The sequence below is a fragment of the Pantoea sp. ICBG 1758 genome (assembly GCF_002928325.1).
Lineage (GTDB): Bacteria > Pseudomonadota > Gammaproteobacteria > Enterobacterales > Enterobacteriaceae > Pantoea > Pantoea eucrina.
In genome coordinates, this window is record NZ_POWL01000001.1 from 1,459,788 (window position 1) to 1,481,735 (window position 21,948).

Here is a 21,948-nt window from a genome sequence, read left to right on the forward strand (position 1 = left end):
TGCCGCATTATCGATGGCGTAAAAAATCGATGGATGCCGGAGAACGACGCATTTCACCGTGAACTCGCCATTTTCCGCCCGGCGTAGCCGCCTTACCCTGCCGCACGGTGGCGGGTAGCGCCCTATGTCGCAAATTGACATAGCCCCGGCGTTACCAAACATCCTGGCCGCAGTGGCGCTGGGTATTATCAACTCACACTCAATTCATCGCTGCCCTGAATGGCTCAGTTCCGGAGCAGGCGCCGCGCGATTATCCGGGCAAGGAGAGAGCATGTTTGCGAAAAGCGACACCATTCAGAGCTTTGACAGTGAACTGTGGCAGGCGATAGAGCAGGAAGCAGTGCGTCAGGAAGAGCACATTGAGCTTATCGCTTCAGAGAACTACACCAGCCCGCGCGTTATGCAGGCGCAGGGCACGGTACTGACCAATAAATATGCGGAGGGCTATCCGGCCAAACGCTACTACGGCGGCTGCGAATATGTCGACATCGTGGAGAAACTGGCGATTGAACGCGCCTGTGCGCTGTTCGGCGCCGATTACGCCAACGTGCAGCCGCACTCCGGCTCGCAGGCTAACGCGGCGGTTTATATGGCACTGTGCCAGCCGGGTGACACTGTGCTGGGCATGAGTCTGGCGCACGGCGGCCATCTGACGCACGGCGCACACGTCAATTTCTCCGGCAAGATCTATCACGCCGTGCAGTATGGCCTGAACGAAGCAACGGGCGAGATCGACTACGACCAGGTGGAAGCGCTGGCGCTGGAGCATAAGCCAAAAATGATTGTGGCTGGCTTCTCCGCCTATTCACGCGTGGTTGACTGGGCGCGCTTTCGCGCTATCGCCGATAAAACGGGCGCGTGGCTGTTTGTCGATATGGCACACGTCGCGGGCCTCGTCGCCGCCGGTATCTATCCTAATCCGCTGCCGTTCGCTGACGTGGTCACCACCACCACGCATAAAACCCTGCGCGGTCCGCGCGGCGGTCTGATCCTGGCGAAAGCCAATCCGGAGCTGGAGAAGAAACTGAATGCCGCCGTATTCCCCGGCGGCCAGGGCGGTCCGCTGATGCATGTTATCGCCGCCAAAGCGGTAGCCTTTAAAGAGGCGATGCAGCCTGACTACGCAAACTATCAGCGCCAGGTGGTGAAAAATGCGCAGGCGATGGCGGAGGTCTTTATTGCGCGTCAGTACGATGTGGTCTCGGGCGGTACCGATAACCACCTGTTTCTGCTGAGCCTGATCAAACAGGGCCTGACCGGCAAAGCGGCGGACGCCGCGCTGGGCCGCGCCAATATCACCGTCAATAAAAATGCTGTACCGGGCGATCCGCAGTCGCCGTTTGTGACCTCCGGCCTGCGCATCGGTGCACCGGTGATCACCACGCGCGGCTTTAGCGAGGAGAACTGCCGCACGCTGGCAGGCTGGATCGCAGACATCCTCGACGTCATGCACAACGAGGAGCAGCTGGAAGTGAAAATTGCGCAGGTGAAACAGCAGGTGCTGTCGCTGTGTGCAGATTTCCCGGTTTACCGCTAAGCCAGAACGCCCCCGGCCTGCCGCGGGGCGCCGTCTTACCCTCTGTCCATTCGCACACGCGGTATCGTTACGGGAGTAGATAAACATGCAACGCTATTCAGGATTTGGCCTGCTCAGACACAGTCTGAGCTTTCATGAGAACTGGCAGAAGGTCTGGCGCAATCCGACACCGCAGAAACGCTATGACGTGATTATTATCGGCGGCGGCGGTCACGGTCTGGCTACCGCTTACTATCTGGCAAAGGAGCACGGCATCACCAATGTGGCGGTGCTGGAAAAGGGCCACCTCGGCGGTGGCAACATCTGCCGCAACACCACCATTGTCCGCTCTAACTACCTGTGGGATGAGTCCGCCGCGCTCTATGAGCACTCCATGAAGCTGTGGGAAGGCCTGTCGCAGGAGCTGAACTACAACCAGATGTTCTCGCAGCGCGGCGTCTACCACACCTGCCACACGCTGCAGGATCTGCGCACCAATGAGCGGCTGGCGAACGCCAACCGCCTGCAGGGCGTCGATAACGAAATGGTCTATGGCGACCAGCTGCAGCGCGAGATCCCGGCGCTCGACTGCAGTAAAGATGCGCGCTATCCGGTGCTGGGCGCCTCGGTGCAGCGCCGCGGCGGCAACGCCCGCCACGATGCGGTGGCCTGGGGCTATGCCCGCGCCGCCGACAGCCTGGGCGTGGATCTGATCCAGAACTGTGAAGTGATCGATATGGAGATCAGCGACGGCAAGATCACCGGCGTGAAAACCCGCAACCACGGCGTGATCAAAGCCGATCGCGTGGGCTGCGTCACCGCCGGCAACTCCGGCGTGATGGCGAAAATGGCGGGCTTTGAACTGCCGGTGGAGTCGCATCCGCTGCAGGCGCTGGTCTCCGAGCCGATTAAACCCTTTCTCGATACGGTTGTGATGTCCAACCACGTACACGGCTACATGAGCCAGTCTGATAAAGGCGATCTGGTGATTGGCGCCGGCATCGACGGCTGGGTCGGCTATGGCCAGCGCGGATCCTACAGCGTGATTGAGCACACGATCCAGGCGATTGTTGAGCTCTTCCCCTGCACCAGCCGCGTACGCATGAACCGCCAGTGGGGCGGCATTGTTGATACCTGCCCTGACGCCAGCCCTATCCTTTCCGCGACCCCGGTACGCAACCTGTTTTTCAACTGCGGCTGGGGCACCGGCGGCTTCAAAGGCACCCCCGGCTCCGGCAACCTGTTTGCCCACCAGCTGGCGCACGGCACGCCGCATCCAATCGCTGAACCTTTTGCAATGTCCCGTTTTTACACCGGGGCCCTGGTTGATGAACATGGCGCTGCGGGCGTGGCCCACTAAGGACTTTTAGCATGCTGCACATTTACTGTCCTCACTGTGGTGAGTATCGCGAAGAAGAAGAGTTTCATCCGCGCGGTCAGGCGCATATCGCCCGGCCCGCTAATCCGGATGCCTGCAGCGACGAGGAGTGGGGAACCTTTCTCTATTTCCGCAAAAATCCGCGCGGTATGCATAACGAACTCTGGGTACATAGCGCCGGCTGCCGTAAATTTTTCAACCTGACGCGTGACACACAGACGTATGAAATCAAACGTGTTTATACACTCGATGAACAGCCTGAAGCCGGCGAGCAAGGGTAAGGAGCGCAGAGCATGAGCCAGAAAAATCGCCTGCCGTCCGGCGGCAGAATCAACCGTTCCACCACGCTGAACTTTACCTGGAACGGCCGTCAGTATCAGGGCTACGAAGGCGATACCGTCGCCTCTGCCCTGCTCGCCAACGGCATTGATATTGTCGGACGCAGTTTTAAATACAGCCGCCCGCGCGGCATCGTTGCCGCGGGCGCGGAAGAGCCGAATGCGGTGCTGCAGCTGGGCGCCTCAGAGGCGACGCAGGTGCCCAACGTGCGCGCCACGCAGCAGACGCTTTATGAGGGGCTGGTCTGCTCTGCCACCAACGGCTGGCCCAATGTGGAATCTGACCTGATGGGGCTGGTGGGTAACCTCGGCGGCAAAGTGATGCCGCCCGGCTTTTACTACAAAACCTTTATGTATCCGCAGTCAATGTGGCCGACTTACGAGAAATTTATCCGTAAGGCCGCCGGGCTGGGACGCGCGCCGCGCGAAAAAGATCCTGATATCTACGACGCTATGAATCAGCACTGCGATGTGATGATCGTCGGTGCCGGTCCGGCGGGCCTGATGGCGGCGCTGACCGCCGGCCGCAGCGGCGCACGCGTGATCCTCGCGGATGAGCAAAGCGAACCGGGCGGACACCTGCTCGCCAGCCGCGAACTGATCGAGGGCAAGCCGGCCGCCGACTGGGTGGCTGAGGTGGTGGCTGAGCTGGCCACTATGCCGGAAGTGACGCTGCTGATGCGCGCGACGGTGAACGGCTATCACGATCATAACTTCTTAACCATTAATGAGAACCGCACAGATTACCACGGCGACCGCGCGGCAGCCGGACAGGTACGCCAGCGCATGCACCGCGTGCGGGCGCACTGGGTGGTGCTTGCCACCGGCGCGCAGGAGCGCCCGCTGGTCTTCAGCCATAACGATGTGCCCGGCTGCATGATCCCCTCCGCCATCTCCGTCTATATCAACCGCTACGGCGTGGTGCCCGGCAATCAGCTGGTGCTGATGACCACGAACGACAGCGCCTATCAGACCGCGCTGGACTGGGCCGATGCCGGGCGCGAAGTGGTGGCCGTAGTGGATACCCGCGCCGCCACCAAAGGCGAGCTGGCCGCCGCCGTGCGCCGCCGCGGCATTCGGGTAATTAGCGGCAGCGCGGTGATCGACGTGCAGGGTAAAAAGCGCGTCAGCGGCGTCACTATTGCCGCCATCGATAAAAAAGGCGACGCCCTCACCGGTAAGCCCTTTACCCTCTCCTGCGATACCGTCGCCAGCTCCGGTGGCTGGAGCCCGGTGATCCACCTCGCCGGACATACCGGCAGCCGTCCGGTCTGGAACAATGAAGTGATTGGCTTTCTGCCCGGCCCGACCGCGCAGCAGCAGCTGACGGCGGGCGGCATCAACGGCCGCTACGCGCTCGACAATGTGCTGCAGGAAGGGATCAAAGCGGGTCAGGATGCCGTACTGCAACTCGGCCTGACGCCGGTTGAGGTCGCCCTGCCCGAAGTGAAAAAGTGGATTGAGCATCCGCCCGCCGCGCTGTTTCATATTCCGCACACCAAACCGATCAGCCGCGCGCCAAAGCAGTTTGTTGACTATCAGAATGATGTCACAGCGGCCGGCATTGCGCTGGCAACGCGCGAAGGATTTGAGGCGATTGAGCATATCAAGCGCTATACGGCGATGGGGTTTGGTACCGATCAGGGAAAGCTCGGCAACATCAACGGTATGGCGATTGCCGCCAAAGTAACGGGCAAAACCATTCCCGAGACCGGGACCACGGTGTTCCGTCCGAACTATACCCCGATCGCTTTTGGCGCTATCGCGGGGCGTAACTGCGGCGAGCTGTTCGATCCCAAACGCTTTACCGCGATGCATAAGTGGCACGTGCAGCAGGGGGCGAAATTTGAAGATGTTGGCCAGTGGAAGCGTCCGTGGTACTACCCGCGTCCGGGTGAAACCATGCAGCAGTCGCTGGATCGCGAATGCCGCGCGGTGCGCAGCGGCGTCGGCATCCTCGATGCCTCTACCCTCGGCAAAATTGATATTCAGGGCAAAGATGCGCGCGAATTCATCAGCCGCGTCTACACCAACGCCTGGGCTAAACTCGGCGTCGGCAAGTGCCGCTACGGCCTGATGTGCGGTGAAAGCGGCATGGTGTTTGATGACGGCGTAACCTCCTGTCTCGCAGAGAACCACTTTCTGATGACCACCACCACCGGCGGCGCGGCGCACGTTATGGAGTGGCTGGAACTCTACCACCAGACCGAGTGGCCGGAGCTGGAGGTGTTCTTCACCAGCGTAACCGATCACTGGGCGACCATGACCATTTCCGGTCCGGAGAGCCGCAACCTGCTGGCGGAACTCTGCAGCGATGTGTCGCTGGATAAAGAGACCTTTAAGTTCATGGACTGGCAGGAAGGCACGGTCGCTGGCGTACCGGCGCGTATCTTCCGCATCTCGTTTACCGGTGAGCTCTCGTTTGAGATCAACGTGCAGGCAAACTACGGCCTTGCGGTCTGGGAGAAGCTGTTTGAGCACGGCGCGAAATATGATCTGACGCCGTACGGCACGGAGACCATGCACATTCTGCGGGCGGAGAAAGGTTTTATTATTGCCGGTCAGGATACGGATGGCTCGGTGACGCCGCACGATCTCAATATGGGCTGGTGCGTCGCCGATTCAAAGCCGTTCAGCTATATCGGCAAGCGCGGTATGGCGCGGGCAGACTGCGTGCGCGAGCAGCGTAAACAGCTGGTCGGCCTGAAAACGCGCGATCCGCTGGTGGTCCTGCCGGAAGGCGCGCAGGCGGTCGCTAATCCGCAGCAGCCGGTGCCGATGGATCTGCTGGGCCACGTCAGCTCCAGCTACTGGAGCGCCAACCTGAACCGCAGTATCGCAATGGGCTTTATCAAAGGCGGACTGCAGCGTATGGGCGAAACCGTGTTTTATCCGCTGGCAGATGGCCGCGTGGTGGAAGCGGAAATCTGCAGCCCGGTCTTTATCGATCCGAAAGGAGAACGTCAACATGTCTGAAACCCTCTTACCTGAAACCAAACCCGCAGAGGCCGTCAGACAGGTCGCGGTAATGAACCAGAGTGCGCCGCAGGTACGCGCTGAATCGCCGCTGCACCATGCCGATCGCGGTAACGTCACTGCCAGCCAGTCGCAGCAGGCGGGCGTTGAACTGCGTGAGCTGGCGCTGCGCGGGCATCTGGTGCTGCGCGGTTCGCAAAACAGCGCGAGCTTTATGCAGGGCTGCCTGACGGTATTAGGCCTGCCGCTGCCCACCGCGCCGCTGACCTCCGCCGAAGATGGCGATATCTCCGTGCGCTGGCTGAGCCCCGATGAGTGGCTGGTGGTACTGCCGATGGATCAGCTGTTCCCGGTGGAGAAAGCGCTGCGCGCTGAAATTACTGGTCACTTTTCGGTGGTGAACGTCAGCGGCGGACAGACCATTCTGGCGCTCTCCGGTAAACACGCGGTCGATGTACTGAAAAAGAGCACGGTGCTTGACCTGCATCCGTCACAGTTTCCCGTCGGCAAAGTTGCCGGATCGGTGTTTGCGAAGAGCAGCGCGCTGATCCGCCGCACCGGTCCGGAAAGCTGGGAGCTGGTGATCCGCCGCAGCTTTGCAGAGTACATCTGGCTCTGGCTGCGGGATGCCAGCCGCGAATATGGGCTGAAGATCACCGCGTAATATCCGGCCGTGCTGGCGCGGCTCTCTGTCCGCCGGCACGCCTTTCCCTTATTATCAGGAGTCGCCCATGAGCGTGCTGCCCGATTCATGGATTTTTACCGCCAGCTGCCCGAGTAAATTAGGCACGGTGGATGTCGTGACCCGGTTTATGGCGGAATCGGGTCACTATATTAATGAGATCCATTCGTTCGACGACCGCGTCAGCCACCACTTTTTTATCCGCGTCGCTTTCTCACCAGCCGCGCACTTCAGTACCGATATATTTCGCGATAATTTTACGCCGCGCGTCACTCCGTTTGAGATGCAGTGGCAGCTTACCCCGCCGCAGCATCGTGAGCGCGTGGCTATTCTGGTCTCTAAATTTGATCACTGCCTGAACGATCTGTTATTCCGGCATCGCACCGGACAATTATCTATTGATGTGCCGCTGATTATTTCTAACCATCCCGATCTCTGTTCCCTGGCGGAATGGCACGGCATCCCCTGGTACCACCTGCCGGTAAATAATGCGAATCGCGCAGAACAGGAAGCGCAGATTCTCGCTCTGCTGGAACAATATAATATCGACCTGGTGGTTCTGGCACGTTACATGCAAGTTCTTTCACCGCGGATGTGTGAAAAGCTCGACGGTAAAGCCATTAATATTCATCACTCTCTGCTGCCGGGATTTAAAGGCGCGCGTCCTTATCATCAGGCGTGGGAGAAAGGAGTCAAAATGGTCGGTGCCACGGCGCACTACGTTAATAATGATCTGGATGAGGGACCGATTATTACGCAGGGTATTCAGAGCGTGGATCACGCGCTCTATCCCGACGATCTTATCAGCCGCGGACAGGATATTGAACGCGTCACGCTATTTAACGCGGTGCGTTATCACGTCGAGAAACGCGTATTTTTAAGCGGCAAGCGCACGGTGGTATTTAGTTAGCCGGTGCAGTTTTGAATATAAATGTGCAGCACATGCACCAGCAGGCTGCACGCTTTTATCTTTTTGCGGAAAACAGGGTAATCAGGGATTGATCACGACCTTCAGCGTTAAATAAAACAGAACCTGGCCTGATAGCAGCGCCGGTTTTTAACAACAACACGTAAGTCGCGAGGAAATCACTATGGCGGATTCCAGAGATCCGATGACGCCTGATGGCGAAGTATCGCCCTATGATACTGACTATCAGGTAGGCCAGGATAATATTATCGTGAATGTCGGACCCTTTGGTCTGGATATTCACAACCGGGTATTTGCAATATCCGGCATCGCCGTAATTCTATTCGTTATATTAACTCTGGCGTTTCAGAGTGACGTTGCCCCGCTGTTTAAAGGTATGCTTAACTGGCTTACCAGCAAACTCGACTGGTTCTTTCTTTCTGCCGGTAATGTCTTCGTGATCATCTGCCTGGGTCTGGTTTTCTCCCCGCTGGGCAAGGTGCGTCTCGGCGGCACCCTCGCCCGCCCCGATTACAACTATGTCACCTGGTTTTCGATGCTGTTTGCCGCCGGTATGGGCATCGGCCTGATGTTTTACGGCGTCTCGGAGCCGCTGTCGCATTTCTCCAGCGCGATAGACGGCACGGCCACTGAAAATGGCGTGCGTACCGACTGGGCGCCGCTGGGCGGTGCGAGTGGATCAGCAGAAGAGGCTACGCGGCTGGCCATGGCGGCTACGATTTTCCACTGGGCGCTCCATCCGTGGGCGATCTATGCGGTTCTTGCCCTGGGACTGGCCCTCTTCACCTTTAACAAAGGCCTGCCGCTGACTATCCGGTCACTCTTTTATCCGCTGCTGGGTGACGCCGTATGGGGCTGGCCCGGTCATCTGATCGATATCCTTGCCGTGCTGGCCACGCTGTTTGGCCTCGCTACCTCGCTCGGGCTGGGTGCCTCGCAGGCGGCGTCCGGACTCAATTTCCTGTTTGATGTACCGCTGGGACAAACCACGCAGATTGTACTGGTGATCGCGATTACCGCTATTGCCACCTTTTCTGTGGTCGCCGGGCTGGACGCCGGGGTGCGGCGCTTATCAGAAGCGAACATGATCCTCGCCGGTCTGCTGCTGCTGTTTATTATCGTGGTCGGCCCGACCATGCTGCTGTTTAGCGGCTTTTTCTCTAACCTCGTCTCCTATATTGAGTTCCTGCCCGCGCTCTCCAATCCGGTCTCCCGTCCAGACAGCAATTTTGCCGCCGGCTGGACCTCCTTCTACTGGGCGTGGTGGATCTCCTGGTCACCGTTTGTCGGCATGTTTATCGCGCGTATTTCACGTGGTCGCACGGTACGGGAGTTTATCATCTCCGTGCTGCTGGTCCCGTCACTGGCGTGTGTACTGTGGATGACGGTACTGGGCGGCACCACTATCCATCAATATTTTACTGAGGGATATCAGAGTATTGCTGATGCCATTCTGCCGCTGCAGCTCTTTACCATGCTCGACACGCTGCCGCTGGCCAAAATCACCTGCGTGGTCGCCATCATTCTGGTGGTGGTGTTCTTTGTCACCTCAGCTGACTCCGGCACGCTGGTGATCGATATCATCGCCTCCGGCGGTAAAATTGAATCCCCGACTGCGCAACGCGTATTCTGGTGCGTGTTTGAAGCGCTGGTCGCCATCGTACTGATCCTCGGCGGCGGGCTGGATGCCCTGCAGGCGATGGTGGTCTCGACCGGATTGCCCTTTGCGCTGGTGCTGCTGGTCGCGTCGGTCGCGGTTGTAAAGGGATTGCTCTCTGAGCCGCGCCCGACGCGCCCGGCTCCCGCCGTGCGCAATCAATAGCACGTAAGCAGGCGGATAGCCGACCGGGCTATCCGCCGCTGCCGGTGCAGGAAGGGAGATCGCTATGCAGGCCGGACATCAGGAAATCATCGATTTTATTCAGCGCTACCCGCCGTTTAACACCCTGCCGCTGACGGCGCTGGCGCGGATCGCAGCCACCCTTGAGGTGAGCTATTACAAAGCCGGCACGCCGATCCTCACCTTTGGTCAGCAGGTTGACGCCTGGTATCTCATCCGCAGCGGCGCAGTGGAGATCTATCGCCGCAACGGCGACCTCTATAATCGCCTCAGCGCCGGCGGCTATTTTGGTGAGTTCGGCTTATTGCGCGAGAACAGCGTGCGCTTTCCGGTTACCGCCCTGGAAGATACGCTGACCTATCTGATTCCCGCCCCGATTTTTAATGAGCTGTTCAGCAAATATGAAGAGTTTGCCGACCTGGTAGAGGTGGAAGATCGCACCCGGCTGCGGCAGACCGTGGCGCGTACCGAAGAGGCGAGCGGCCTGATGACGTCGCGCATCGAGGCGCTAATCAGCCGGCCACCGGTGACCATCGACAGCCGCGCCACGGTGTGTGAAGCCGCACAGAAAATGAGTAAAGAGGGCGTCTCATCCCTGCTGATTGTGACCCCGGACGCGGATGGGGAGCGTTCCCAAACGCTGGCTGGGATCGTCACGGATAAAGATCTGCGCGACCGGGTAATTGCCCGCGGCCTGAGCTTCGATACGCCAGTCGCGACAATTATGACCGGGCAGCTGACCCACGTCAGTCACCACCAGCTGGTGTTTGAAGCGATGCTCATCATGATGCAGCACAACATACATCATCTGCCGGTGCTGAAGCAGGATCTGCCGGTAGGAGTGATTTCCCAGTCAGATATTATCCGCTATGAGTCACAAAACAGCCTGTTTCTCGTCAGCCGCATTTTTCACTGCAACAGCATCAGTGAGCTGAGCACGCTGAAAAATGAGGTACGCGCCTGCTTTAGCCGCATCGTGCGTGAAGACGCCAATTCGCAGATGACGGGCCGCGCCATGGCGGTGATTGGACGCAGTTTTACGCAGCGGCTGCTGGCGCTGGCTGAAGCGGAGCTGGGGCCGCCGCCGGTGCCCTACTGCTTTATCACGCTGGGGTCGATGGCGCGCCAGGAGCAGCTGCTGGTCACCGACCAGGATAACGCACTGATCCTCGACAACCGGTATGATGCATCCCGCCATGAAGCCTATTTTATGGCGCTGGCGCGCCGCGTCTGTGACGGCCTGGCGGCGTGCGGCTATCACTACTGCAGCGGCAACATCATGGCCACTAACGGCCGCTGGCGGCAGCCGCTGACCGTCTGGGAAGGATACTTTGATGAGTGGATCGACACCCCTTCCCCGCAGACATTGCTCGACAGCGCAATCTTCTTCGATCTTGATGCCGTCTGGGGCCAGCTGGCGTGGGGCGAGCAGCTGAATAAACGCATTACGCATAAAGTCCGGCACAACTCGCGCTTTCTCGCCTGCATGGCGCGCAACGCGCTGCTGCGCAAACCGCCGCTGGGGTTCTTTAAAAATTTTGTCATGGAGCCTTCCGGTCAGCATACGCAGTCTATCGATATGAAACGGCGCGGCACCGCGCCGCTGGCGGATCTGATCCGCGTGCACGCGCTGGCGGCCGGTTCAGCCGCTCGCAACTCGTTTGATCGGCTACAGGATATTATGCAAACCGACCTGCTGCCGCACGGACGCGGTCAGGATCTGCGCGATGCGCTGGAGTTTATCTCGATGGTGCGTATCCGCCATCAGGCGCAGGACGTGGAGAGCGGTCAGGAGCCGGATAACCGCATTGAACCGCTTAATCTTTCTGAGTTCGAACGCAAAAATCTCAAAGATGCGTTTCAGATCCTGAGCAACGCACAAAAATTTCTCAAATACCGCTATCAGCCAGGCCGGAAAGTGTGAGGTAAACATGCTGCACATCAGTAAACAGCTGCTGCGTTCCGCCCCCGCGCCCGCGCCGCATGCGGGAGTCGCGCCCGCGTGGCCCGCGCTGCTGGCGCAGCAGGCCGCGACGGCACGCCATCCGGCGCTGCAGCACTACTACCGGGCGGGCGTACCGGACGCGGCGACGCCGATCGGCGAGGTGCCGCTGCTGGCAATGGATTTTGAAACCACCGGGCTGAATACCCGGCGCGACGATATTGTCAGTATTGGCCTTATCCCTTTCAGCCTGACGCGTATCCGGCTGAGTGAAAGCGCACACTGGATCCTCAACCCGCGGGCCGACTTGCGCCATGAATCAGTGGTGATCCACGGCATCACCCACGCGACGGTCGCGCAGGCGCCCGACCTGAGCGAGCGGCTGCTGAAGCTGCTGACGATGATGGCGGGTCGCGTCATGGTGGTGCACCATCGCGGCATTGAGCAGCATTTTCTGAACGCGGCGCTGCAGCGGCGCATCGGAGAGGGCATTATTTTCCCCTGTATCGACACGCTGGCGCTGGAGGGGCTGCTCTGTCAGCAAGCGCCGCTCAGCCGGCTGAAGAGACTCTGGCGCGGCAGGTCACGCCCCTCGCTCAGCCTGCCGGAGAGCCGGGCGCGCTATCATCTGCCGCACTACCCGGCCCATAACGCGCTGACGGATGCGCTGGGCTGTGCCGAACTGCTGCAGGCGCAGTGTGCCCACCATTTTCCGCCGCAGACGCCTTTGCGTGAGTTATGGTGCTGAGCCAGCCGCTTTTGCCACCATACGCCGGTAGTTAAGCAGCCACTTGCCGCTATTGAGCCGCCACCAGAAGCAGAGACCGCGCACCGTCCAGTCCAGGAACATGCCAAGCCACACGCCGATCACCCCCATGCCCAGTTCGATGCCCAGCAGGTAGCCTGCCACCACGCGAGCGCCCCACATGCTGAACATTGATACAAACATGGTATAGCGCGCATCGCGGGCGCCTTTCAGTCCGGCAGGCAGCACCCAGGAGGCGGTCCAGATCGGCATAAACGCGGCGTTGAGCCAGATCAGATGTTTCGTGACTTCAATCACTTCCGGGTCGCGGGTATAGAAGCGCGCCAGCGTACCCGCCAGCGGCACGGTGATCAGCGCCAGCGTACAGAGCCCGATCATCGCCAGCCAGAACACATGCCTGATCTGCCGCTCCGCCTGCATCACCTGATTCCGGCCCAGACGCTTGCCGGTAATAATGGTAGAGGCCGAACCCAGCGCGTTGCCCGGCAGGTTAATCAGCGTGGCGATAGAAAAGGCGATAAAGTTGCCGGCGATTTCATTGGTGCCCATACCGGCGACAAAGATCTGCGTCAGCAGCTTACCGCCGTTAAACAGCACGGACTCAATACTCGCCGGCACCCCGATGCCCAGCACCTCTATCAGAATGGCGCGATCCCAGCGGCGGAAGTAGCTGCTGAGCGTAAGCTTCAGCGCCGGGCTGATACCGCGCCAGAGCGCATAGAGCACCGCCAGCGCCCCGATATAGCGCGAAATCGTCAGCCCGAGGCCCGCCCCGACGAAGCCCATCCCTTCCCAGCCCAGCACGCCATAAATCAGCACGCTACTGATCATGATGTTCAGGATATTCATGCCGCCGTTGATCAGCATCGGGATTTTGGTGTTGCCCGCCCCGCGCAGGGCGCCGCTGCCGATCAGCGCAATCGCCGCCGCCGGGTAGCTCCAGGCGGAGGTCTGCAGGTAGCTCAGCGCCAGCTGTTTGACCTGCGGATCGGCGCTGCCGGCGATAACGTCGATAATCAGGTGTCCCCAGAACTCTATCGCCAGCGCCAGTACCAGCGCCAGCACGGTCATCAGCCCCAGCGACTGCCGGGTGGCGGCGCGGGCGCGTTTACCGTTACGGCGCGCCAGGCTAAACGCCACCACCACCGTGGTGCCAAGATCGATAGCGGCAAAAAAGGAGATGATCACCATGTTGAAGCTGTCTGCCAGCCCGACACCCGCCATCGCCTCTTTGCCCAGCCAGCTGACCAGAAACGTGCTCAGCACGCCCATCAGCATTACGCAGAGGTTTTCAATAAAGATAGGGATCGCCAGCGGCGCGATCTCACGCCACAACAGCGTGCGGTACATCCGGCGCCGCGGATACCACGCCGTATTACGCACCGCCCGCATTACTGCCACACCGGGATTTTGCAAGAGAGTACCAAATCACTTTGGATGAGAGAGGAGAGGTAATGATGATAGGCGGCCAGCGATTATGCAAAGTCTTTGCGGCGGCCATTTAATCATTATTACAAACTTTTTATTTCTGCCCGCTTTGCGCAGCCACGTTAATTTCTGTACGCAATAATTACGCTGGCATAGCGTCACAGATTCTTGATTATATCAGCCGGTTTATCCGCTATGCTCTGCTCAACCTGATCCATTTTCCTGAAGGAGAATCTATGCAAACACAACGGAACGGATTGACTGCCCATCAGGCACTGGATGAGCTGGAGCGCAGCTATGAAGCAGCAGTTGACGCACTGCGCAACGCTATCCGCGACTTCACTGAACAGGGTACGCTGCCCGACGCAGAGCAGCGGCAGCAGGGGCTGTTTGTCTATCCGGAGCTGCGCCTGACCTGGCAGGGGGAGGGTCCGCAGCAGAACCGCACCCGTGCCTGGGGCCGCTTTACCCATACCGGCCGCTACAGCACCACCATCACCCGCCCTGCGCTGCTGCGCCACTATCTCAGCGAGCAGCTGCAGATGATTGAGAAAGAGTATGAGGTGCTGATTGAAGTGGGGCCGTCGCAGCAGGAGATCCCCTACCCTTACGTGATTGACGGCTCGGATCTGTCGCTGGATCGCTCAATGAGCGCCAGTATTGCCCGCCACTTTCCGACTACCGAGCTGTCGCAGATTGGCGATGAAACCGCTGATGGCCTCTTCAACGCCGATGCCCGCTTTCCGCTCTCCCATTTTGACGCACTGCGCACCGACTTCTCGCTGGCGCGCCTGCGGCACTACACCGGCACGGCAGTGGAACACTTCCAGCCTTTCGTGCTGTTTACCAACTACACCCGGTACGTCGATGAGTTTGTGCGCTGGGCGATAGAACAGGTGCAGGATCCCGCCACGCCGTATGACAGCCTCGCCTGCGCCGGCGATGTGGTGATCACGGCGGAAACGGCCGATCCGGCGGCGATGATGTCCGATCTGGCGTGGAAAAAGCACCAGATGCCCGCCTGGCATCTTACCTCGCCTAACCGACGCGGGATTACGCTGGTCAATATTGGTGTGGGCCCCTCCAATGCTAAAACGATCTGCGATCACCTGGCGGTAACGCGTCCGCACGCCTGGCTGATGATTGGCCACTGCGGCGGCCTGCGCGAAAGTCAGAATATCGGCGACTATGTGCTGGCGCACGCCTACCTGCGTGATGACCATGTGCTCGACAGCGTGCTGCCGCCGGATATTCCGGTACCCAGCATCGCCGAAGTGCAGCGTGCGCTCTATGACGCAACCAAGTCAGTGAGCGGTATGCCGGGTGAAGAGGTTAAACAGCGGCTGCGTACCGGTACGGTGGTGACCACAGACGATCGTAACTGGGAGCTGCGCTACGCCGCTTCCGCGCTGCGTTTCAACCTGAGCCGCGCCGTGGCGGTGGATATGGAGAGCGCGACCATCGCGGCGCAGGGCTACCGTTTCCGCGTGCCTTACGGCACGCTGCTGTGCGTATCGGATAAACCGCTGCACGGTGAGATCAAGCTGCCGGGTCAGGCGAATCGCTTTTATGAAGGGGCCATCTCTGAGCATCTGCAGATTGGCATCTGTGCGGTAGAGCTGCTGCGCGCCGAGGGCGATAAGCTGCACTCCCGCAAGCTGCGCACCTTTAATGAGCCGCCGTTCCGCTAACGCACCGGCCAGCCATTATCAGCAGGGAAGCTCGTCCGGGCTTCCCTTTTTTCATCAGGCGCTGAGCCAGCCCAGCTTGATGACAAACAGCAGCGAGAGGATCACCAGTGCGCTATTCACTTCACGGGCGCGGCCGCTCAGCAGCTTAACAACGGTCCAGGTAATGAAACCAAAGGCGATGCCGTTCGCAATTGAGTAGGTCAGCGGCATGGTCAGCGCCGTTACCGTTACCGGTGCCGCCGTCGTCACATCTTTCCAGTCGATTTCCGCCAGCCCCGATGCCATCAGCACGGCGACGAACAGCAGCGCCGGGGCGGTGGCCCAGACCGGTACGCTACCCGCCAGCGGCGAGAAGAACAGGCTCAGCAGAAACAGCGCGGCCACCACAATGGCCGTCAGGCCGGTGCGTCCGCCGGCGCTGACGCCAGCCGCAGATTCCACATAGCTGGTGGTGGTTGAGGTACCGAGCAGTGAGCCAAACAGCGCAGCCGCGCTGTCAGCAATCAGTGCGCGCCCCATTTTTGGCACGTTGCCCTGCTCATCCGCCAGACCTGCGCGCTTAGTTACGCCCAGCAGGGTGCCGGTATTATCAAACACATCAACAAACAGAAAGGCAAAAATTACGCTTACCAGCCCCACATTAAAGGCGCCGGCAATATCGAGCTGCATAAAGGTCGGTGCGATTGAAGGCGGCGCGGAGAAGACGCCGCCAAACGGCGTCAGGCCGATGCCCATAGAGATAAAGGTCACCACCAGTATGCCAATCAGCACCGCGCCGGTCACGCGGCGCGCTTCCAGTACCACGATGATAAAAAAGCCGAGCAGCGCCAGCAGTGGCCCTGGTTTGGTCAGATCGCCCAGCCCGACCAGCGTCGCCGGGTTATCCACCACAATGCCGGCCCCTTCCAGCGCAATCAGCGCCAGGAACAGGCCGATACCGGCGGCGATGCCGGCGCGCAGCGGCAGGGGGATGCTGGCAATAATCCACTCGCGGATTTTAAAAATCGAGAGCGCAAAGAAGATCACCGCCGACAGAAACACCGCGCCCAGCGCAATCTGCCAGGTGTAGCCCATATGCAGCACCACGGTGTAGGTAAAGAACGCGTTCAGCCCCATGCCGGGTGCCAGCGCAATCGGATAGTTAGCAATCAGTCCCATCAGAATTGAGCCGATCGCCGCCGCCAGGCAGGTCGCCACAAACACCGCCCCTTTATCCATGCCGGTCGCGCCCAGAATAGAGGGGTTAACAAACAGGATATAGGCCATGGCGAGGAAAGTGGTGATCCCCGCCACGATCTCCGTGCGCACGGTGGTGTTGTGCGCTTTAAGCTTAAACAGTTTCTCTAACATCATTTTCTCTCATGAGCGGAGACGCAGCGGCTGCGCGTTCTCACTGGCCAAAGTGGTTAACAGCTGATCGTTGTTGCTGAAAGCGAGCCTGCCGGACGTGAGGTGTCCCCTCCGCTTTCCCCTGTCCTGATAGCAATTGCTGTGCCATCTCCTGCGCAATCGTTTACGTTTTCCGTTGCGCATCCGGTTAAGAAAAGTCTGAACCAGAAAGAGGCGCGATTATGGTGCATTGCCCCGCTGCTGCGCAATCGTTTTCCTTGCTACCCTATAAAGCGCGATAATTTTGCGGTGCCGCACGCTTTCGCGTTCTGCCTGGCGATATCGCTCACGTTTCTGCTGCACGATTCAGCAGGCTAAAAACAGCAGGTTATAGTGCCTTTACTCTCTGCATGATAACGAGGCCGCGCCATGAAGCCCGCGATACTGATCGTTGACGATGATCGTGCCATCTGCGAACTGCTGCACGATGTCTTAAGTGAGCACGTTTCCGCCGTGTATCGCTGCCACCTCGGGCGCGATGTTCAGGCGCTGCTGACGCAGCATCCGGATATTTCGCTGGTGATGCTCGATATGATGCTGCCGGATACGAACGGGCTGCTGGTTCTGCAGCAGATCCAGCGTGAGCGGCCGGATGTGCTGGTGATCATGCTGACCGGAATGGGCTCGGAAGCGGAGATGGTGGTGGGCCTGGAAATGGGTGCCGATGACTATATCGCTAAACCCTTTAATCCGCGCGTGGTCGTGGCGCGGGCGCGCGCCGCACTGCGCCGCAGCGGCAGGCAGGATGAACCAGACGCTGTTATCCCTGCGGGCTGGCAGTTCAACGGCTGGCAGCTGGATGAGGTGCGCTGCCAGCTGCTGAATCCGCAGCGTGAAAGCGTGCCGCTGACGCAGGGGGAATATACGCTGCTGCGCGCGCTGGTCGCACACGCCCGCAAAGTGTTAACCCGCGACCAGCTGCTGGAGCTGACGCACAGCGAAACGCTGGATGTCTTTGACCGTACTATCGACGTGCTGATCATGCGGCTGCGGCGCAAAATCGAAGCTAATCCGCATCAGCCAAACCTTATCCGCACCATTCGCGGCCTCGGCTATGTATTTTCAGCTGACGTGGTGCGTCCGGCAGCGCGCGTATCGCAGATCGCCTGATCCATCCAGCGCTGCATCTCCGGCAGCGGCCGGATCCCATCCAGCGCGTTCGCCGCGCGCAGGTTAAAGCAGGCGCAGGTGTGCGCCAGCTGCAGCGTGGCTGACAGCGTAAAGCCCTCGTGGCTGGCGTACAGCACGCCGGCGCAGAAAGCGTCACCCGCTCCCACGCTGCCGACAATGTCGCTGGCATTCAGCCGCCACGCCGGCTGCCAGCACGCCTCACCGCCCCTTTCTGTCCCCCACGCCCCTTCCGGCGCGTGGATCACCACGCGCTGACGCACCCCCTGCTGCAGCAGCCACGCGCCCGCGGCAGCAAACGTCTCCGGCGATGCCAGCCCGGCGCCGTGCCGCAGCGGGATACCGGTCAGCGCCGCCGCCTCCAGCTCATTAATGATTAAATAGTCGAGCCAGCGCAGCGCCGGCAGCACCAGGCTGCGGTGATCGCCGGCGCGCGAGACCAGATCGAGCGAGGTCAGATAGCCGCGCTGCTGCATCTGCGCCAGCAGCCGCGCGCTGCGCGTGCCGAACTGCGCGTCGGGCCGGTCAAGCTGGTCGAGCAGCAGCAGATAGCCGAGGTGAAAAATGCGGTGCGGAGTAGTAAGGTCGCGGAAATGCGCCACATCAAGCAGCGCGCTGGCGCCGCGCGCGTGAAAAAAGGTGCGCTGACCATCCGGCGCGGTCATTACCTGCGTCATGGCAGTGGCCGCCGCGCGGGTGCGCGTTACGCCGCGGCAATCCACCCCCTCCTCGCGCAGTCGCTGCAGCAGATAGTCACCGTCCGCATCCTCGCCCGTGATACCGGCAGCCGCCAGCGGTAAACCTGACTGCATGCGCGCCAGCGTCAGGAGCACATTCGGCACCGCGCCGCCGCTGCAGCGCTCGCGCGCCACGATTTCGGTCAGCCAGCCCTGATCCGGCCAGTGCGTAATGCGCTGGACATGATCGACCAGCAGAGTACCGGCGGCCAGAATGCCGCTGCGTGCCGTCATCTCAGGCGCGTCCGCTGCTGCCGAAAATCTGCATCTGCTGCGCGACCACGCGGCTGATATTGCGCTCCACCGCCATAAGCAGCTCAGCAAAGCTGTCATAGCGGGCGTCGCGCTGCTCCATCTGCGTTTCTATTGCGTCCAGCGCCGCCTGGGACATGCCGGTGTAGAAGTTGATTTTATGAATGCCGAGCGTAATAGCGCGGCGGAAATCGGCGTCGCTAATGCCCGATCCGCCGTGCAGCACCAGCGGAATATCTGCCGCGCTGCGGATCGCTGCCAGCCGGTCAAAATCGAGGCGCGGTTCGCCTTTATATTTACCGTGTGCGTTACCGATCGCCACCGCCAGGCAGTCGATGCCGGTACTCTGCACAAAGTCAGCCGCCAGCGCCGGATCGGTAAATTTTGCGCTGTCCGCTTCACCGGTCAGCGCCCCGCCCTCGTCGCCTCCCACCGCGCCCAACTCCGCTTCGACCGAGACGCCCACCGCATGACAGAGTTTTACGACCTCCTGCGTCTGACGCACATTCTCGTCATAGCTCAGCCCGGAGCCGTCAAACATCACCGAGGTAAAGCCCAGGCGCACCGCCTGCACCACCGCCTCGAAATGCAGACCGTGATCGAGATTGAGCACCACCGGAATCGCGTGCCGCGCCGCCTCGCAGCGAATCGCCGCGACCAGGTGATCGAGGCTGACATACTTAAAGTGCACCTCTGCAAGGTTGATGATAAAGGGTGAACGCTGCTGCTCCGCTGCCTGAAACAGCGCGCGCAGAAAGTGGGTATCGAGGACGTTAAATGCGCCCAGCGCGTAGCCGTGCTGCTGCGCATGGGCCAGCCCCTGCGCCAGAGATATCAGTGCCATGAAGTGCTCCCGTCACGTGAGGGGTAATGGAGGCTGCGGCGGCCAGGCAACATACCTGCCGCCGCAGCCCTCTCCTGCAGGCAGGAAAGGGATGACGACCAGAAAATCTGCCGCGTTATTTCACTGTCCAGCCTTTGTAACTGCTCACGTTGTCGCGATCGATCATCGTCACCGGAATCAGCACCGGTTTGTCGGGAGCAGACTTGCCTTGCAGTATGTTGTAACCAATTTCCACCGCTTTCTCCGCCATCACCTGCGGGTCCTGCGCCGGGGTCGCCACAAACAGCGAGCCTTTACGCTTCAGCGCCTCTTCCCCGTCCGGTGAACCATCGACCCCTACAATAAAGAATTCGCTGCGCTGCGCCTGTTTGGCCGCCAGGTCAGCGCCGATTGCGGTCGGATCGTTGATAGCAAACACGGCGTCGATTTTCGGATTAGCGGAGAGCAGACCGGTCATCACCTCCAGCCCGCCTTCGCGGCTGCCTTTAGCGTTCTGGTTGTAAGAGAGCAGCTTAATATCGGGGTGCGTCTTCAGCTCGCTCATGCAGCCTTCGACACGGTTCTGCACCGCCGAAACCGGCGGTCCGTTGATGATCACCACGTTGCCCTTCGCCTTCAGTCGGTCAGAGATATATTTACACGCCATCGCGCCTGCCTGGGTGTTATCCGAGGTAATGGTGGCGTTAGCGCCATCTGCGGCCACGTCCACCGCCACCACGACGATGCCGGCGTCGCGCGCCCGCTTCACCGCTGGCGCAATGCCTTTGGAGTCGGCGGCGTTGAGAATGATCATATCGACTTTGGCGGCGATAAAGTTATCGATCTGTCCCACCTGCTGACCGAGATCGTAGCCGCTGGAGACCAGCGTCACGTTGACCTTGTCACCTGCCAGCTCGCGGGCTTTCAGCTCGGCACCTTTGGTGATCTGCACAAAGAACGGGTTGGCCAGATCGCCTACGGTCACCCCTATCGATTTCAGCTCTTTTGCCTGTACCAGCGGCGCGCTCAGCAGCGTGGCGGCCAGCAGTCCGGTTACAATCGGATTAAAACGCATAGTTGATGTTCTCCTGCTTTTTTTATTGTCAGCGGTCCGCGGGATCGCCACCTGGAAATGTTCTGCCGGCCTTCAGCTGACGTGATGACGGGTACGGTATTTATCGATTAACACGGCGACGATGATTACGCCGCCTTTGATCACCAGCTGCCAGAAGTAGGAGACGCCCATCAGCGTCATGCCGTTGTTGAGCGTGGCGATAATCAGTGCGCCAATCAGCGTGCCGGTGATGGTGCCGATACCGCCGACAAAGCTGGTGCCGCCGAGGATCACCGCAGCAATCGCATCCAGCTCATAGCCCACGCCAAGGTTGCCGTTGGCGCTGTAGAGTCGTGAGGCGCTCATCAGCCCCCCCAGCCCGGAGAGCAGGCCGCTCATGGCGTAGACAAAAATCAGCACCGCGCCGACTTTGATCCCGGTCAGACGGGCCGCCTGCATATTGCCGCCCACCGCATAGATATGGATGCCTAAAGTGGTACGGCGCAGAATGAACCAGCAGAGCGCGATAACCGCAAAGGCGATGATGATCAGCCACGGCACCGGCCCGAGATAGCCGTTGCCTATCCACTCAAAATTGATGCTGGAGTTAATGACCGTTGTGCCGTCAGCCAGCAGATAGGCGGCCCCGCGCAGGGCGGTATAGGTGCCAAGCGTGACGATAAACGGCGGCAGCCCGGCCCAGGCGACCAGGATGCCGTTGAACAGTCCCATGATCAGCCCGGCACCCAGTGCAGCAGGGATCGTCAGGTCGGCAAAGGCGGGATCGAGCGACACCACCATCGCGACCACTGCCGTGGTGCCGAGCATGGAGCCCACAGACAGATCGATACCGCCGGTCAGAATGACAAACGTCATCCCCGCCGCCAGCACGATATTGATAGAGGCCTGCCGGGTAATGTTCAGCAGGTTCGCCTCGGTGAAGAAGTTAGGTGCGATAAAGCCAAACACCGCCACAATCAGGATCAGAATCGGCAGGATCCCGATCGTCTGCAGCAGATCGCTCATTAACGCCCGTTTCAGCGTCGGGCTGGTTACGCGTGCGGTTTCGCTGGTCATTCC

17 protein-coding genes are annotated in these 21,948 nt (G+C 60.0%); 11 read left to right on the forward strand and 6 right to left on the reverse strand.

Annotation, left to right across the window (positions count from 1 at the left end):
* Positions 1 to 271 precede the first annotated feature (271 nt).
* The 9 genes from glyA to C1Y41_RS07255 all read left to right on the forward strand — a co-directional run bounded on the left by glyA (position 272) and on the right by C1Y41_RS07255 (position 12,348).
* A complete protein-coding gene (glyA, locus tag C1Y41_RS07215) occupies positions 272 to 1,537 on the forward strand; it encodes a serine hydroxymethyltransferase (protein WP_104085149.1) in 1,266 nt (421 codons plus the stop codon).
* Positions 1,538 to 1,622: 85 nt separating this feature from the next.
* On the forward strand, positions 1,623 to 2,876 hold the full coding sequence (locus tag C1Y41_RS07220; RefSeq protein ID WP_104085150.1) for a sarcosine oxidase subunit beta family protein: 1,254 nt from the start codon (positions 1,623 to 1,625) through the stop codon (positions 2,874 to 2,876).
* A gap of 11 nt (positions 2,877 to 2,887) precedes the next feature.
* The gene (locus C1Y41_RS07225) at positions 2,888 to 3,175 is read left to right on the forward strand and encodes a sarcosine oxidase subunit delta (protein WP_065648985.1); all 288 of its coding nucleotides are present in this window, start codon (positions 2,888 to 2,890) and stop codon (positions 3,173 to 3,175) included.
* Positions 3,176 to 3,187: 12 nt separating this feature from the next.
* Positions 3,188 to 6,208 carry a sarcosine oxidase subunit alpha gene (locus tag C1Y41_RS07230; protein WP_104085151.1) on the forward strand — a complete coding sequence of 1,007 codons (3,021 nt, stop codon included), beginning with the start codon at positions 3,188 to 3,190 and terminating at the stop codon, positions 6,206 to 6,208.
* Entirely contained in the window at positions 6,201 to 6,872 is a 672-nt protein-coding gene (locus C1Y41_RS07235) for a sarcosine oxidase subunit gamma (protein ID WP_082032665.1), read from the forward strand. The genes C1Y41_RS07230 and C1Y41_RS07235 overlap by 8 nt, the downstream gene beginning before the upstream one ends.
* 67 nt (positions 6,873 to 6,939) lie before the next feature.
* Entirely contained in the window at positions 6,940 to 7,800 is an 861-nt protein-coding gene (gene purU / locus C1Y41_RS07240; RefSeq protein ID WP_039385228.1) for a formyltetrahydrofolate deformylase, read from the forward strand.
* A 181-nt stretch (positions 7,801 to 7,981) separates the two neighbouring features.
* The gene (locus C1Y41_RS07245; RefSeq protein ID WP_104085152.1) at positions 7,982 to 9,640 is read left to right on the forward strand and encodes a BCCT family transporter; all 1,659 of its coding nucleotides are present in this window, start codon (positions 7,982 to 7,984) and stop codon (positions 9,638 to 9,640) included.
* 64 nt (positions 9,641 to 9,704) lie between these two features.
* Positions 9,705 to 11,582, forward strand: coding sequence for a DUF294 nucleotidyltransferase-like domain-containing protein (locus C1Y41_RS07250; protein ID WP_104085153.1), 1,878 nt, complete (start codon positions 9,705 to 9,707; stop codon positions 11,580 to 11,582).
* Between the two features lie 7 nt (positions 11,583 to 11,589).
* Positions 11,590 to 12,348: a 3'-5' exonuclease gene (locus C1Y41_RS07255; RefSeq protein ID WP_104085154.1), complete on the forward strand. Its 759-nt coding sequence runs from the start codon at positions 11,590 to 11,592 to the stop codon at positions 12,346 to 12,348.
* On the opposite strand, the gene C1Y41_RS07260 is transcribed toward C1Y41_RS07255, so the two are convergent.
* A complete protein-coding gene (locus C1Y41_RS07260) occupies positions 12,337 to 13,758 on the reverse strand; it encodes an EmmdR/YeeO family multidrug/toxin efflux MATE transporter (RefSeq protein WP_104085155.1) in 1,422 nt (473 codons plus the stop codon). The genes C1Y41_RS07255 and C1Y41_RS07260 overlap by 12 nt on opposite strands.
* A 272-nt stretch (positions 13,759 to 14,030) precedes the next feature.
* On the opposite strand from C1Y41_RS07260, the gene C1Y41_RS07265 reads away from it, so the two are divergent.
* Positions 14,031 to 15,485, forward strand: a complete 1,455-nt coding sequence (locus C1Y41_RS07265) for an AMP nucleosidase (RefSeq protein ID WP_104085156.1) — start codon at positions 14,031 to 14,033, stop codon at positions 15,483 to 15,485.
* A gap of 54 nt (positions 15,486 to 15,539) precedes the next feature.
* Here C1Y41_RS07265 and C1Y41_RS07270 read toward each other — a convergent pair whose 3' ends face one another.
* On the reverse strand, positions 15,540 to 16,838 hold the full coding sequence (locus tag C1Y41_RS07270) for an NCS2 family permease (protein WP_217647492.1): 1,299 nt from the start codon (positions 16,836 to 16,838) through the stop codon (positions 15,540 to 15,542).
* Positions 16,839 to 17,243: 405 nt separating this feature from the next.
* On the opposite strand from C1Y41_RS07270, the gene C1Y41_RS07275 reads away from it, so the two are divergent.
* Positions 17,244 to 17,984 carry a response regulator gene (locus C1Y41_RS07275; RefSeq protein ID WP_039385241.1) on the forward strand — a complete coding sequence of 247 codons (741 nt, stop codon included), beginning with the start codon at positions 17,244 to 17,246 and terminating at the stop codon, positions 17,982 to 17,984.
* On the opposite strand, the gene C1Y41_RS07280 is transcribed toward C1Y41_RS07275, so the two are convergent.
* The 4 genes from C1Y41_RS07280 to C1Y41_RS07295 all read right to left on the reverse strand — a co-directional run bounded on the left by C1Y41_RS07280 (position 17,927) and on the right by C1Y41_RS07295 (position 21,945).
* On the reverse strand, positions 17,927 to 18,973 hold the full coding sequence (locus tag C1Y41_RS07280; protein WP_071667971.1) for a carbohydrate kinase family protein: 1,047 nt from the start codon (positions 18,971 to 18,973) through the stop codon (positions 17,927 to 17,929). The two genes, C1Y41_RS07275 and C1Y41_RS07280, sit on opposite strands and share 58 nt — an antisense overlap.
* A 1-nt stretch (position 18,974) precedes the next feature.
* Complete coding sequence (locus C1Y41_RS07285) at positions 18,975 to 19,835, reverse strand: ketose 1,6-bisphosphate aldolase (RefSeq protein ID WP_104085157.1); 861 nt, start codon at positions 19,833 to 19,835, stop codon at positions 18,975 to 18,977.
* A 115-nt stretch (positions 19,836 to 19,950) separates the two neighbouring features.
* The gene (locus C1Y41_RS07290; RefSeq protein ID WP_039385245.1) at positions 19,951 to 20,889 is read right to left on the reverse strand and encodes an ABC transporter substrate-binding protein; all 939 of its coding nucleotides are present in this window, start codon (positions 20,887 to 20,889) and stop codon (positions 19,951 to 19,953) included.
* Positions 20,890 to 20,961: 72 nt separating this feature from the next.
* Positions 20,962 to 21,945, reverse strand: a complete 984-nt coding sequence (locus C1Y41_RS07295) for a ribose ABC transporter permease (protein WP_039385246.1) — start codon at positions 21,943 to 21,945, stop codon at positions 20,962 to 20,964.
* Positions 21,946 to 21,948: the final 3 nt, after the last annotated feature.

Bases quoted from the DNA above. Each gene is read 5' to 3' on its own strand.
- glyA (WP_104085149.1), top strand. From the start codon at position 272: ATGTTTGCGAAAAGCGACACCATTCAGAGCTTTGACAGTGAACTGTGG.
- C1Y41_RS07220 (WP_104085150.1), top strand. From the start codon at position 1,623: ATGCAACGCTATTCAGGATTTGGCCTGCTCAGACACAGTCTGAGCTTT.
- C1Y41_RS07225 (WP_065648985.1), top strand. From the start codon at position 2,888: ATGCTGCACATTTACTGTCCTCACTGTGGTGAGTATCGCGAAGAAGAA.
- C1Y41_RS07230 (WP_104085151.1), top strand. From the start codon at position 3,188: ATGAGCCAGAAAAATCGCCTGCCGTCCGGCGGCAGAATCAACCGTTCC.
- C1Y41_RS07235 (WP_082032665.1), top strand. From the start codon at position 6,201: ATGTCTGAAACCCTCTTACCTGAAACCAAACCCGCAGAGGCCGTCAGA.
- purU (WP_039385228.1), top strand. From the start codon at position 6,940: ATGAGCGTGCTGCCCGATTCATGGATTTTTACCGCCAGCTGCCCGAGT.
- C1Y41_RS07245 (WP_104085152.1), top strand. From the start codon at position 7,982: ATGGCGGATTCCAGAGATCCGATGACGCCTGATGGCGAAGTATCGCCC.
- C1Y41_RS07250 (WP_104085153.1), top strand. From the start codon at position 9,705: ATGCAGGCCGGACATCAGGAAATCATCGATTTTATTCAGCGCTACCCG.
- C1Y41_RS07255 (WP_104085154.1), top strand. From the start codon at position 11,590: ATGCTGCACATCAGTAAACAGCTGCTGCGTTCCGCCCCCGCGCCCGCG.
- C1Y41_RS07260 (WP_104085155.1), bottom strand. From the start codon at position 13,758: ATGCGGGCGGTGCGTAATACGGCGTGGTATCCGCGGCGCCGGATGTAC.
- C1Y41_RS07265 (WP_104085156.1), top strand. From the start codon at position 14,031: ATGCAAACACAACGGAACGGATTGACTGCCCATCAGGCACTGGATGAG.
- C1Y41_RS07270 (WP_217647492.1), bottom strand. From the start codon at position 16,838: ATGATGTTAGAGAAACTGTTTAAGCTTAAAGCGCACAACACCACCGTG.
- C1Y41_RS07275 (WP_039385241.1), top strand. From the start codon at position 17,244: ATGAAGCCCGCGATACTGATCGTTGACGATGATCGTGCCATCTGCGAA.
- C1Y41_RS07280 (WP_071667971.1), bottom strand. From the start codon at position 18,973: ATGACGGCACGCAGCGGCATTCTGGCCGCCGGTACTCTGCTGGTCGAT.
- C1Y41_RS07285 (WP_104085157.1), bottom strand. From the start codon at position 19,835: ATGGCACTGATATCTCTGGCGCAGGGGCTGGCCCATGCGCAGCAGCAC.
- C1Y41_RS07290 (WP_039385245.1), bottom strand. From the start codon at position 20,889: ATGCGTTTTAATCCGATTGTAACCGGACTGCTGGCCGCCACGCTGCTG.
- C1Y41_RS07295 (WP_039385246.1), bottom strand. From the start codon at position 21,945: ATGACCAGCGAAACCGCACGCGTAACCAGCCCGACGCTGAAACGGGCG.